The sequence below is a fragment of the Phreatobacter sp. genome, from assembly GCF_030691135.1.
In the GTDB taxonomy this organism is placed as follows: Bacteria; Pseudomonadota; Alphaproteobacteria; order Rhizobiales; family Phreatobacteraceae; genus Phreatobacter.
The window spans coordinates 59,591-71,791 of sequence record NZ_JAUYFA010000085.1 but is presented as its reverse complement, the minus strand read 5'-3'; the positions used below and the strand labels follow the sequence as shown (position 1 = coordinate 71,791).

Genomic DNA, 12,201 nt, shown 5'->3' with positions numbered 1-12,201 from the left:
ACATCCTGGAACCCTGCCCATGACCACCATCTGCTTTGCTGGCCTCGGAGCCATGGGCCGCCCCATGGCGGCCAATCTCGTCAAGGCCGGCCATACCGTCCGCGGCACCGACCCGAACCCGGCGGCGCTGGCCTGGCTGGCGGAGAACGGCGGCTCGCCGTTCCCCTCGGCCAAAGAGGCCGCGGCCGGTGCCGAGATGCTGGTGCTGATGGTGGTGAACGCCGACCAGGCGGAGGCCGTGCTGTTCGAGGCCGGCGCCCTCGACGCCCTCGCGCCCAATGCCGTCGTGGTGCTCTGCGCCACCTGCGCTCCGGCCCGCGCCGCCGCCATCGGGGCGAAGGTGGAGGCGACCCAGCGCCGCTTCGTCGACGCGCCAGTCTCCGGCGGTGTGGTGGGTGCGGAAGCAGGCTCCCTCACCATCATGGCGTCGGGTCCGGCCGCCGTGCTCGATGCCGCGGAGCCTGTCCTCCAGGTGATGGGCTCGCGCCTGTTCCGGGTCGGCGAGAAGGCCGGCGACGGCGCCATGGTGAAGACGATCAACCAGCTGCTGTGCGGCGTGCACATCGCCGCGGCAGCGGAAGCGCTGGCGCTCGGCGAGCGGGCCGGGCTCGACGCCAAGGTGCTGCTGGAGATTTTCGGATCGAGCGCGGCCGGCAGCTGGATGCTGAACAATCGTGGCCCGCGCATGCTGATGGAGGATCCGCCGGTGACCTCGGCAGTCGACATCTTCGTCAAGGATCTCGGCATTGTGCTGGATGCGGGCCACGCCACCCGCGCGCCGCTTTTCCTCGCGGCGGCTGCGCACCAGCTCTTTCTCGCCGCCTCCGGCATGGGGCTCGGCAAGGCGGACGACGCGCTGGTCATCGAGGCCTATCGCGCCCTCGGCCCCAAGGCCTGACGCCCGTCAGGCTTCCTCGGCATCGTCATCGTCGTCCGGCTGTTCCTCGGCATGGGGACGCAGCGTCTTCTCCATGCGGCGCAGCAGCTTGCGCAGGCGCTTGACGTCCTTGCCGTCCATGTCGGCCAGCATCTCGTCCTCGGCGGCGAACCAGAGATCGTCGATGGCGGCGGACTTCTCCACCCCCGCGGCAGTCAGCCCCACCTGGACGAGGCGCCCGTCGGGCGACCCGCCGTTACGGCGCTCGACGAGGCCCTGGGCGGCGAGGCGGCCGACCGTCTTCGAGGCGGTGGGCGGGCGGACCCGCAGGGCCGCCGCGAGCTCGCCCATGGTCATGTCGCCGCCGTCGGCAAGGATCTTGAGCACCTGTTCCTGACCGGGATAGAGGCCGAGGATGGTCAGCTTGCGCGCCACCAGCGTGCGATGAAGCCGCGCGGCGTGCTGGATATGGGCGCCGATCGTCTTGCGGTAGGGCTCGCGCGAACCCTTGTCGGAGTCCTTCAGCTTGGTCATGCCATTCCCCCCTCAGCGGGACGCGAGCGCCCGGCGACCGCGCATGTGCAGCCGGCGCATGTTTCGCCGTCAATGGTGACGAGAGCGTGACACACAAGAGCCGGCTCACCAACGGGAAAAGACCGACGCGACCCGCGTCACAAAGGCCTGGCGCGTGTCAGGCGTCGACCGGTTCATGTCGTAATGAGCGAGATAGGTGACGGACGCCTTGAACGCGGTGACGGCCCTGAGCGATCGGGTGCAGAACTTGCGGGGCGGATTTCCCAGCAGCGTCGCCTTGGCCCAGGTGGCGCCATAGGTGGTCACGACACCGATCCGGCGGATGTTGGAGAGCATGCCCTGGGTGCGGCCATCGACCAGGCCGAAGGAGATTCCCGGCAGGAAGACCCGATCGAAATAGCCCTTGAGCATCGCCGGGAAGCCGAAATTCCAGACGGGGAAGACGAGGACGATCGCCTCGGCCGCCTTCAGTCGGTCGACGTGAGTCTGGACGGGCAGCGTATTCGCGGCGAGGTCGTGATAGCCGAGACGGTCGGCGCGGGAGAGCACCGGGTCGAAGCCCTCGCCATAGAGGTCGCAGTCATCGACGACATGGCCGGCGGCGGTCAGGTTCTCGACGACGGCCCGGTGCAGGGCCGCCCCGTAACTCTCCGGATTGGGGTGGCAGTAGAGGACGAGGACGCGCATCAGGAGCCGCGCGTGACAGGAGCCGGCTCGCTGGCTCGCCGCGCCGTCACGCCTTGCCCCCTTCGGCCGCCAGCCCCTTGAACAGGAAGGTTCCGCCCGCGGCATAGTCGTAGGCGGGATCCTCCCAGGCGATCATCTTGCCGGGATTGAGCAGCCCTTGCGGATCGGCCTCCTTCTTGAAGGCGAGCTGCACCGCGTCGGTCTGCTTCATCCCGCCCTCTTCCAGCGTGTAGCGGTGCGGATTGAAGATCGGCGCGCCCATGTCCTCGTGGATCTTCATGATCTCCTCAAGCCGCTCCTCCGTGGTGAAGCGCACCATCGGCAGGCCGAAACAGGTCACTTTGCCGTCGAAGCGGACATACTCGAGGTGGCTGATCAGTTCGTCCCCGAAGCGCTCCTCGAGGGCGGCAGCAAGCTTGACCTGGTCGGGGAAGGGATAGAGCACCTGAAGATAGGTGATGGCGGGATCGACCCGCAGCGCCCGGAGGGTGGTGTGGTTCCAGGTCAGCTCGAAGCCGGGCGGCAGCTTGCGGCGTTCGTCATCGCTCAGCTTGTCGGAACGCAGGAGCAGTTCAGCCCTGTCCTTGGCGGCGAGGTTCAAGGCAGCGTCCACCGCGAAGTCGGCGATGACGGCGATGACCACGTGCTGGCCGGGGCGCATGTAGTCCTGGTGGCGCAGGAAATAGCTCTGCGGCGCCGGGGCGGCGATGACCGCGATATTCTTCTTGGCGATGCCATCGGCCTCGCCCAGCAGATTGGCGAAGGCGCTGGCGCGTTCGAAGGTGTCGAAGCCGAAGAAGAGGTCGGTCCAGGGATAGGCCGGACCGAGCGGCATCTCCACCTCGGTGATGATGCCGTTGGTGCCGTAGGCGTGGGCGACCTTGGCGAGATCGTCGCCGGTGAGATCGAGGACCCGCGGCTTGGCCTCCATGGTGACGACCTTGAGCCGGATCACGTTGCCGGCGTCGCGCAATCCGCCCCAGGTGATCGAACCGACGCCGCCCGACCCGCCGGCGATGAAGCCGCCCACCGACGCCGTGGCATAGGTGGAGGGGTGCATGCGGATTTCCTGCGCCTGCGGCCGGGCCACCTTGTCGATGTCGGCGACGACGGCTCCCGCCTCGGCGACGAAGCGCCCGGGCTGGACGGTGAGCACCTTGTTCAGGCCGGAGAGGTCGAGGACGATGCCGCCGGCCAGCGGCATGGCCTGGCCGTAATTGCCTGTGCCGGTGCCACGCGGCGTCACGGGAATGCCGAGTTCGTGGGCGGCAGCGAGCACGCGCACCACCTCCTGCTCGCTTGTCGGCGAGACGATGATGTCGCCGACGACGTGGTCGAGCTGCCGCTTCAGCGTCGGCGAGTACCAGTAGAAGTCGCGGCTCTTCTGGCGGACGAGATTGGCATTGTCCTCGGTCTTGATGCCGGCGAGCCTGGCCTTGAGCCCGTCGATGTCATAGCGCGCGCGGGCCTCGCCCGCCGCAGCACCGGATTGCGTCTCGCCTGTCGTCATGGGGTCAGCTCCAAAGCGTGTCGAGGTCGCGGTAGTCGGGCAGGGTGGTGTCGATGGCTCGCCCGGCCCGGATGACGGTGCGGTCGGACTGGGGCCGGCTGAGGAGCTCGGTCCAGGACCGGCCGCGGAAGATGATCAGGTCGGCCGCTGTGCCGGCGGCGATCCGGCCGCGGCCGGCAAAGCCGCAGGCCTCGGCGGGAGTCGTGGTGGCGGCGCGCGGCCAGTCGCCGACGGGATGGTCGAAATGCAGGATGCGGGTCGCCTCGCGATAGGTCTCCAGCATGTCGAGGTCGCCATAGGCATAGAAGGGATCGCGGGTGTTGTCGCTCGCCACCATGACCGGAATGCCGCGCGCCTTCATTTCATGCAACAGGGTGACGCCGCGGCGGCGCGGCGTGCGGCCCGGATGGCGGTCCTGCAGGTACATGTTGCACATGGGCAGCGATACCACGGCAATGCCGGCCTCGGCGACACGATCGAGCGTCTGCGCGACCTCGGCTTCCGGCTGCACCGACAGCGAGCAGCAATGGCCGACCACGATGCGGCCGAGGCCGGCCTCGGTCCAGCGGTGGCGGATCGCCGCCTCGGCTATCAGGCGCAGCGAATGGGCGCCCGGGTCCATCGTCTCGTCGACATGGAAATCGAGCGGCAAACCCGCATCGCGGGCCGTCGCGAAGATCGCCTCCAGCCCGACCGGCAGGTTGGGCGACATGTAGGTGACGCAGCCGAGGCCACCGCCGAACCGCGTGGCCGCCGCCGCGACGCGCGGCAGGTAGCCGTCCTCGACCGCGACGTCGATGCCGCAGAGCGATGAGGCCTGCAGGTCGATGCGGCCGCGCCATGCCTCGCGCAGCGCCGCGAGGACCGGCCAGGAAATGTCGAGCTGGGCGGGCAGGGAATCGATGTGGGTGCGGATGGCGGCAGTGCCGTGCGCGAAGGCCGCCTTCAGCGCGAAGGTCATGCGGGCCTCGACGTCCGCCGCCGACCAGAAGCGCGCGCGGTCCTCCCCGACGGCGGCGAGCGCGCCCGGAAAGGTGCCGTCGGGATTGGGAGTCCGCGGCCAGATATGGCCCTTGTCGAGATGGGTATGGGCATCGACGAAGCAGGGAAAGACCATGGCACCGTCGAGCCGGACCGGCGCCACGCCCGGCCCGCTCGGCACCGTGCCCGCCGGATCGACGGCGGCGACCCGCCCGTCGATCACCAGGATGTCGGCGCGGACGACATCATCCCGCACCGCACCGGCGGCGCCGGCGCCACCGGCGCCGATCTCGGCCAGCGCCGCCGGCACTGTCGCATCCATCAAACGATAGTGCGCCGCCGCCGGAAGCGCGAGAAATCCCGAACCCATCCCCTGCTCCCGCATCGCCGCACCTGCGGCACCGGTTGGGGATAGCCGTCCTCCCGCAAACCGTCAAAGCATGGACGCGCGACAGGCCGCGGGCGAGGCTTGAAAAAAGTCGGAACAGGCCATTGCAATCGTCGGCGTCCTTTGGCATAGAACCGCCCTCCCCCGGCGCCCTGGCGCTGGCGGGTACCCGGATGCGGGAGTAGCTCAGGGGTAGAGCACAACCTTGCCAAGGTTGGGGTCGAGGGTTCGAATCCCTTCTCCCGCTCCATTTTTCTTCGAGGCGGTCGCCCGTTCGTGGCGGGGAGTTGCGTATGACCTTCGGTTCAGTGAAATCGATCATGCGCGCCAACGACGCCGACTTCCTGAAAGTGGACGGCGCATCCGAGACGGCCCGTTTCTTCGTCCCCACGCAGGACCGCCGCATCGAGGTCTCGACCCGTGGCGTCACCGTGACCCGCCGCGTCGCCAAGCCCCGCTCGCGCATCCGCCGCTTCGTGCGCGTGAGCTGAGACGAGACTTTCCGATCCTCCGGTTTTCGATGGCTGGCGCCGGCTGAGCCATCTTGCAACGTCGGCGCGGGCGAGGACAATGAACCCTGTCGCTCATCGCATCAGGTTCATCGTGTCCGCTGCCTCAACCCCGATCCTCCGTCCCGCCACCGCGGCAGACATCCCCGCCATCACCGCCATCTATGGTCCCAATGTCGCGGAGGGGATCGCCTCGTTCGAATATAAGGTGCCGGATGAGGCCGAGATGGCGCGGCGCCAGGCCGCGGTGCTGGCAGCCGGCTATCCCTATCTCGTCGCCGAGATCGGCGGCGCGGTGGTCGGCTATGCCTATGCCAGCGCCTATCGCAGCCGGCCGGGCTATCGCTTCGTCTGCGAGAACTCGGTCTATGTTGCGCCCGCGGCGAAGGGCCGGGGTGTCGGCACGGCATTGCTGACCCGGCTGATCGACACGTGCACGGCGCTCGGCCATCGGCAGATGATCGCCGTCATCGGGAACCTCGGCAACCACGGGTCGATCGCCCTTCACCGCGCCTGCGGCTTCACCGTGGTCGGAGTGCTGCCGTCCATCGGCTGGAAGCGAGACCGCTGGGTCGATTGCGTCCTGATGCAGAGGCCCCTCGGGGACGGCGACCAGGCGCCACCGGACGCCGGCTGAGCGCGCTTCGGCCCCGCGCCGCGGCGTGGGCGGAACCGCCTGCGCGAACGCTGGGAAAGGCTGCACTTCGCGCGAATATTACCAGCAGGATCCATCGTTATCGGGACCACTGTGCAACGACCCAAAAAGATCGGGAGAAGATTTTCCTTGCAGTCGCTGCGAAATGGTCCTATACAGCGTCATCGATGTTTGCTCGGCTGAACTTTGTTTTATTGCCGCCTCGGCGCGCTTCTGACGAACTTCCCCCTTCGAAAATCGCTCTACCCCGACGCGCATCCGCGCGGAGGTCTGCTTTTGCCAAAAGGGAGGGTTCTTCATGACCACCGGCACAGTGAAATGGTTCAACGCCACCAAGGGTTTCGGCTTCATTCAGCCGGATGACGGCGGCGCCGACGTTTTCGTCCACATCTCTGCCGTCGAGCGCGCCGGAATGCGCGAAATCGTCGAGGGCCAGAAGCTCGGTTACGAAGTCATGCGCGACAACAAGTCGGGCAAGATGGCGGCCGAACAGCTTCAGGCTGCTTGATTGCACTTCGCCTCAGTCCGGTTGCCACGGATGTACTGGGACCGACGACAAGGCGAATTGATAGGGAAGGCCGGGCTCACGCCTGGCCTTTTTTGTACCTGCGGCCGCCGCGGCGGCCAAGACCCGACCGGAGTCTTTTTCCATGAGTGACCTGTCCCCGTCGCACCAGAAGGCCAATGCCGCTTTCCTCAAGGTGCAGAAGCAGTCGATCACGCGTGACCGCATCTTCTCGGACATCGCGGATTCGAACAGTGCCCGCACCGCCAACATGGCCAAGCTGCGCGAGCTGCGTCTCGCCCGGGAGCAGAAGGACGCGATCGAGCGCGCCGCTGCCGCCGCGCTACCCAAGACCCGCTCCCGCCGCACGAAGGCCGCCTGAACCTTCGGCGGCCCCCGGAACCGTCCGGCTGCCTGGCGGCAACCCGCCGTCAGGTCATCGCGGCCGCGGCGAGCGCCACCGACACCACCCCGGTCAGCGCCAGCCGCAGGCGCCCGTACCATTCGGGCGCCACCGTGCGGCATGCGAGGCCGTAGTCCATCAAGCCGAGCAGCACGAAGGCCAGGGTCATCGCCCACAGGCCCACGGTCGCCGGCAGAAGGGCGGCCGCCCAGCCGACGATGGCGGGGATGACGGCGATGATGAAGTCGCGCACCGCCAGGTTGCCGTCGCTGTAGCCCATGGCGATTCCCCAGCGCACGCCGCCGAGGAACGACAGGATGGCGACCGCATAGACCATCAGGGCCGCGCGGATCGCCGCATCACCGCCGATCAGCGGCAGGGACGCCCCGGCCACGAGCGCAACGGCCAGCACCAGGAACGGGGCGAGGCCTCCGACGCCCAGCCAGAGGGTGATGGCGGGCATGGCCGCTTCCTGGTCGTCTCTCACATCCGCCGCCATCGATCCTGATCCGCCTGCCCGTTGCTTCGCCACGACCGGCCGTCGGCGCGGTCACGGATGATTACGTTCGCCGCAGGCCGCCGGGTCAACAGCCGAAGCCGCAGGAAGCCTGCGGGGGCGTGACCGCGGCGGAACGAGCCGCTAGGACTACGGCCTCCGCACGGGCGATGCCCCGCGCCGCCCTCTCGCCGTCGAGCCGTGACCCATGCGCCTGCTGATCGCCAATCCCAATACGAGCGCGGCGGTCACCGATCGCCTGGTGGCCGCCGCTGCGGCCGTGAAGGCGCCGGACACCGAACTCGTCGCCATGACCGCACCGCGCGGCGTCCCCTATATCGCCACCCGCGCCGATGCGGTGGTCGGCGCAGGGGTCGCGCTGGAGATGGTCGCCGAGGTCCACCAAGAGGTGGATGCCGCGATCGTCGCGGCTTTCGGGGATCCGGGCCTCGGCGGGGCGCGGGAGCTCTTCGACATCCCCGTGGTCGGCATGGCGGAGGCGGCCATGCTCACCGCCTGCATGCTGGGACGCTCCTTCGCCATCGTCACCTTCTCCGGCGGACTGGTGCCCTGGTATCACGAGTGCCTCGACTGGAACGGGCTGCGCGGCCGCTGTGCCGGCATCTTCGCGCTGCAGGGCGCCTTCACCTCGCTCGCCGACGTGCAGGAGGAGAAGGAAGCCGCCCTCGTCGATCTCGCCAACCGCGTCGTCGCCGACCACATGGCCGATGTCGTCATTCTCGCCGGTGCCCCCCTGTCGGGCCTCGCCCAGACCGTGCGCGCGCGGGTGCCCGTGCCGCTGGTCGACGGCATCCAGGCGGCGGTGAAGCAGGCCGAAGCGCTCGCCGCCCTGAAGCCCGCCAAGGCGACGACAGGAACATTCCGCCGGCCGGCGGCGAAGACCTGCACCGGCATTTCCGAGTCCCTGCGGCAGCGCTTCGAGCATCGCGACCGCTGACCGGGGCGCGGGCTGAGGCGGTTGGTCGCATCGGCCGCCAGCCACCGCATGTGGCCTGGATCGGCCGCATTATCGCCATGATCGGCGGGCTTTTCTGCCCCCGATCCGGGCCCCTCTGATGGCTCACGCCATGATGTCGGATCATCTCGCAACCTCGAGATACGGGTCCGATCATGGAACTCCTCTCTGATTTTCTGTTTTCAGTCTGGCTGACCAAGCCGGTCTGGATGTGGCTTGCCTTCATCACCATCGTTATCGTTCTGCTCGTTCTCGACCTCGGCGTGCTCCACAAGGGGCACCGCGAGATCGAGACGAAGGAAAGCCTGCTGCTCTCGGCCTTCTACATCACGCTCGGTGTCGCCTTCGGCGCCTGGGTCTGGTGGGCGCTCGGGGCGGAATCAGGCATGAACTATCTCACCGGCTTCGCGGTGGAGAAGGCGCTGGCGATGGACAATGTCTTCGTCATCGCCATGATCTTTTCGTTTTTCGCGGTGCCGCGGAAATACCAGCACCGGGTGCTGTTCTGGGGCATCATCGGCGTCATCGTCCTGCGCGCCATCATGATCGGCATCGGCGCCGCCGTGGTCAGCCAGTTCTCTTGGGTTCTCTCCGTCTTCGCCGTGTTCCTCATCGCCACCGGTGTGAAGATGCTGGTCTTCAAGGAAGGCGAGACGGACATCTCGACCAATCCAGTGCTGACCTTCATGCGGCGGCGATTCAACGTAACCGACAGACATCACGAAGAGAAATTCTTCGTGAAGCTGCCGGATCCGAAATCCCCCGAGAGTGGCCGGACGGTCTGGTTCATGACGCCGCTGTTCATGGCGCTGGTCCTGATCGAGATCGCCGACGTCATCTTCGCGGTAGACTCGGTGCCGGCCATCTTCGCCATCACCACCGATCCGTTCATCGTCTACACGTCGAATATCTTCGCCATCCTCGGCCTTCGCGCCCTCTATTTCGCGCTGGCGGCCATGGTTCACCGTTTCCACTACCTGAAGACGGCGCTGGCCCTGGTCCTGATCTTCATCGGCTCGAAGGTGTTCGCGGCCGACCTCCTGGGCATCGACAAGGTGCCGCCGGCCCTCTCGCTGGCGGTCACCTTTGGGCTGCTCGCCGGCGGCGTCCTCTACAGCCTGTGGAAGACGCGCGGGCAGGCGGATCACAGGGCGGGCCCGACCATGTAAGGTGGGCGGATGGAAGTCCTTCTCTCGCCGGTCATACTTTTCTTCATTCTCGGTGCCCTTGCCGCTGCCGCCCGCTCCGATCTCGCCATCCCCGAGCCAATCGCCAAGGGGATGGCGCTCTACCTGATGGCCGCCATCGGCCTGAAGGGCGGCGTGCAGGTGGCGGAGGGCGGCTTCTCACTGCTGATGGCGACGGCCGCCGTCGCCGGCCTCGTCCTCAGCTGCATCATCCCGGTGGCGGCTTTCGGCCTGCTGCGCAGCGTCGGGCGCCTGGGGCGGATCGATGCCGCGGCCGTCGCCGCCCATTACGGCTCGGTGAGCGTCGTGACCTTCGTGGCCGGCAGCGAGATGCTCTCGGCTGCCGGGATGCCGCCGGCGGGCTTCATGGTCGCGGTGCTCGCGCTGATGGAGACGCCGGCGATCATCGCCGGCCTGATTCTCGCCAAGGGCACCGGGGCGTCCGACAACCACGAGCGCGGCGAACTCATGCGGGAGACGCTGCTGAACGGCACGGTCGTGCTGCTGCTCGGCAGCTTCGTCATCGGGCTGGTGATAGGCAAGAACGGTTTCGCCACCATCGCACCGGTCTTCGATTCCGGCTTTCGCGGTATCCTTTGCCTGTTTCTGCTGGACATGGGTCTGATCGCCATCCGCCGGCTGCGCGAGACGCGGTCACTGACACTGCGCCTCGCCGGGCTCGGCATCCTCATGCCGGTCGTCAACGGCACGATCGGCACGCTGGTCGGGCACATCATCGGTCTCGACGCCGGTTCGGCGGCGGCCCTTGGCATTCTCTGCGCCAGCGCCTCCTATATCGCCGTGCCGGCGGCCATGCGCCTCGCCCTGCCGCAGGCGGATGCCGGCCTGTCGCTGGCCATGTCGCTGGCGGTGACGTTTCCCTTCAACATAGCGCTCGGCATTCCCGCCGTGTCGCTCTTCGCACGATGGTTGGCGTCATGAACAGCACGGCCCGACGCAAGAAGGTGGAGATCCTCGCCGACCAGCCGCTGGTGCGGCGTATCGTCGAGGTGGTGAAGCGCTGCGGCGTGACCGGCTACACGGTCCTGCCGGTGGCGGCGGGCGGCGGACGGCTCAACGCCTGGTCGGACGACCAGATTGCCGGCGCCTCCGCCAAGGCCCTCGTCTTCACCATCACGACGGAGGCCCATGCGGACCAGCTCGTCGAGGCGCTGACGCCGCTGCTCAATTCCCACGGCCTTCTGGTCTGGGTCACCGATGTCGATGTCGTCCGGCCCGAGCGGTTCTGACACCCCATCACCTCCGCGTGTCCGATCGATCCCCGCGTCGCCCGCCCGCGTAAGGCATAAGGCGCAGTGGGGAGTTCCATGACCATCGGACATCGCCGAAGAGCCTTTGCGACACTCGCCATTGCGGCATTGTTGCTGGTGGCGACCTTTCAGGCGCTGCCCACCGGCGCCCTTGCGCAGGGCAGCGAGGCCCGGGCCTGGGAGGCCCTATCCGGCGGTGGCGTCGTCCTCTTCCGGCACGCCAACGCACCCGGCGGCGGCGATCCCGGGGGAATGCGGATCGGCGATTGCGCGACACAACGCAATCTCGACGCGGCCGGGCGGGAACAGGCGCGACGGATCGGAGAGGCCTTTGCAGGGCGCGGCATCGCCGTCGGCGCGGTCCTGACCTCGCAGTGGTGCCGCACCCGCGAAACCGCCGCCCTCGCGTTTCCGGGGCGTGGCGCAGACGAGAAGGCCTTCAACTCGTTTTTTGCCGATCGCGGCGCCGGACCGACGCAGACGGCGGCGGCCCGCGCGATCCTCGCCCGCCGGGCCGGGCCGCAGGCGCTGGTCGTCGTCACCCATCAGGTCAATATCACCGCACTGACGGGCATTTTCCCCGCCTCGGGCGAGGGCATCGTCCTGATGCGCGACGGGGACGGATGGCAGGTGGCCGGCCGGATCAGGCCTTGACGTCGGGCGTTGCCCGGCGCGCCTGCCAGCGGCGGACGGCGCCGGACAGAAGCGGGCGAACCGGCAGGAACAGGCGATAGGCGCCCTCGAGGACGGGCGTCACGCCCGGCAGGCGGGCCAGCTTTGCGAGCCAGCGCCAGCCGGGGATTTCAGACCAGAGCGCGACGAAGGCGGCCGCACCCGAGCGCAGGGTCCCGTCGGCCTCCCGCACATGGAAACGGGCCATCGCCTCGCGCGCCGTCAGACCGGGAGCGGGCGCCACATCGGTCGTCGAGACATCCACGAAGCAGAGCCGCGCATCGCCGTCCTGGCGGCGATAGAGGTCGATCTCCGCGCGGCAGAGTGGGCAGGATCCGTCGAAGAAGACGGTCGGCTTGTCGGAGGTGGGGTGCATCGGATCAGATCCTGCGAGCGGCAGCCTCACAGGCCGTCGTTTGTTCTACGCCGGAAAAGGGCCGGCAGTTCTTACCGTCGGCGATCGTGGCGGATGGCCGCACGGAGCCGGTGCGCCGCTTTGCGGTTGTGGTCTGCCGGGGCGCGCGTTTCGTAACCCGCCTGAGACTTCCGG

The 12,201-nt window shown here is 68.1% G+C and carries 16 protein-coding genes and 1 tRNA gene; 11 read left to right on the top strand and 6 right to left on the bottom strand.

Features of this window, described 5'->3' with window-relative positions; all coding sequences use genetic code 11:
- Positions 1-19: 19 nt before the first annotated feature.
- Positions 20-898, top strand: a complete 879-nt coding sequence (locus Q8O26_RS15650; protein ID WP_305577205.1) for an NAD(P)-dependent oxidoreductase — start codon at positions 20-22, stop codon at positions 896-898.
- A 6-nt stretch (positions 899-904) separates the two neighbouring features.
- Here the strand turns inward: Q8O26_RS15650 and Q8O26_RS15645 are convergent, their stop codons facing one another.
- The 4 genes from Q8O26_RS15645 to Q8O26_RS15630 form a co-directional block, all read right to left on the bottom strand.
- Entirely contained in the window at positions 905-1,411 is a 507-nt protein-coding gene (locus tag Q8O26_RS15645; protein WP_305577203.1) for a MarR family winged helix-turn-helix transcriptional regulator, read from the bottom strand.
- Between the two features lie 105 nt (positions 1,412-1,516).
- Positions 1,517-2,098: an NAD(P)H-dependent oxidoreductase gene (locus Q8O26_RS15640; RefSeq protein ID WP_305577201.1), complete on the bottom strand. Its 582-nt coding sequence runs from the start codon at positions 2,096-2,098 to the stop codon at positions 1,517-1,519.
- 46 nt (positions 2,099-2,144) lie between these two features.
- Positions 2,145-3,608: an FAD-binding oxidoreductase gene (locus tag Q8O26_RS15635; RefSeq protein WP_305577199.1), complete on the bottom strand. Its 1,464-nt coding sequence runs from the start codon at positions 3,606-3,608 to the stop codon at positions 2,145-2,147.
- A 4-nt stretch (positions 3,609-3,612) separates the two neighbouring features.
- Positions 3,613-4,959 (bottom strand): cytosine deaminase, encoded by a 1,347-nt coding sequence (locus tag Q8O26_RS15630; RefSeq protein WP_305577197.1) that lies wholly within the window; start codon positions 4,957-4,959, stop codon positions 3,613-3,615.
- A 193-nt stretch (positions 4,960-5,152) separates the two neighbouring features.
- On the opposite strand from Q8O26_RS15630, the gene Q8O26_RS15625 reads away from it, so the two are divergent.
- From Q8O26_RS15625 to Q8O26_RS15605, 5 genes are all read left to right on the top strand, one after another.
- Positions 5,153-5,227, top strand: a tRNA-Gly gene (locus Q8O26_RS15625).
- A gap of 43 nt (positions 5,228-5,270) precedes the next feature.
- Entirely contained in the window at positions 5,271-5,468 is a 198-nt protein-coding gene (locus tag Q8O26_RS15620; protein WP_305577195.1) for a hypothetical protein, read from the top strand.
- A 112-nt stretch (positions 5,469-5,580) separates the two neighbouring features.
- The gene (locus tag Q8O26_RS15615) at positions 5,581-6,123 is read left to right on the top strand and encodes a GNAT family N-acetyltransferase (protein WP_305577193.1); all 543 of its coding nucleotides are present in this window, start codon (positions 5,581-5,583) and stop codon (positions 6,121-6,123) included.
- Between the two features lie 316 nt (positions 6,124-6,439).
- Positions 6,440-6,649 carry a cold-shock protein gene (locus Q8O26_RS15610; protein ID WP_305577191.1) on the top strand — a complete coding sequence of 70 codons (210 nt, stop codon included), beginning with the start codon at positions 6,440-6,442 and terminating at the stop codon, positions 6,647-6,649.
- 142 nt (positions 6,650-6,791) lie between these two features.
- Positions 6,792-7,028 carry a hypothetical protein gene (locus Q8O26_RS15605; protein WP_305577189.1) on the top strand — a complete coding sequence of 79 codons (237 nt, stop codon included), beginning with the start codon at positions 6,792-6,794 and terminating at the stop codon, positions 7,026-7,028.
- Between the two features lie 49 nt (positions 7,029-7,077).
- On the opposite strand, the gene Q8O26_RS15600 is transcribed toward Q8O26_RS15605, so the two are convergent.
- A complete protein-coding gene (locus tag Q8O26_RS15600) occupies positions 7,078-7,512 on the bottom strand; it encodes a DUF3429 domain-containing protein (protein ID WP_305577187.1) in 435 nt (144 codons plus the stop codon).
- Positions 7,513-7,753: 241 nt separating this feature from the next.
- On the opposite strand from Q8O26_RS15600, the gene Q8O26_RS15595 reads away from it, so the two are divergent.
- The 5 genes from Q8O26_RS15595 to Q8O26_RS15575 all read left to right on the top strand — a co-directional run bounded on the left by Q8O26_RS15595 (position 7,754) and on the right by Q8O26_RS15575 (position 11,633).
- Positions 7,754-8,503: an aspartate/glutamate racemase family protein gene (locus tag Q8O26_RS15595; RefSeq protein WP_305577185.1), complete on the top strand. Its 750-nt coding sequence runs from the start codon at positions 7,754-7,756 to the stop codon at positions 8,501-8,503.
- Between the two features lie 173 nt (positions 8,504-8,676).
- Positions 8,677-9,690: a TerC family protein gene (locus Q8O26_RS15590; RefSeq protein WP_305577183.1), complete on the top strand. Its 1,014-nt coding sequence runs from the start codon at positions 8,677-8,679 to the stop codon at positions 9,688-9,690.
- A 9-nt stretch (positions 9,691-9,699) separates the two neighbouring features.
- A complete protein-coding gene (locus tag Q8O26_RS15585) occupies positions 9,700-10,650 on the top strand; it encodes a sodium-dependent bicarbonate transport family permease (RefSeq protein WP_305577181.1) in 951 nt (316 codons plus the stop codon).
- The gene (locus Q8O26_RS15580) at positions 10,647-10,958 is read left to right on the top strand and encodes a P-II family nitrogen regulator (RefSeq protein ID WP_305577179.1); all 312 of its coding nucleotides are present in this window, start codon (positions 10,647-10,649) and stop codon (positions 10,956-10,958) included. Before Q8O26_RS15585 ends, Q8O26_RS15580 begins: the two co-directional genes overlap by 4 nt.
- A gap of 78 nt (positions 10,959-11,036) precedes the next feature.
- A complete protein-coding gene (locus Q8O26_RS15575) occupies positions 11,037-11,633 on the top strand; it encodes a histidine phosphatase family protein (protein WP_305577177.1) in 597 nt (198 codons plus the stop codon).
- Here Q8O26_RS15575 and Q8O26_RS15570 read toward each other — a convergent pair.
- Entirely contained in the window at positions 11,623-12,027 is a 405-nt protein-coding gene (locus Q8O26_RS15570) for a thiol-disulfide oxidoreductase DCC family protein (protein ID WP_305577175.1), read from the bottom strand. The two genes, Q8O26_RS15575 and Q8O26_RS15570, sit on opposite strands and share 11 nt — an antisense overlap.
- Positions 12,028-12,201: the final 174 nt, after the last annotated feature.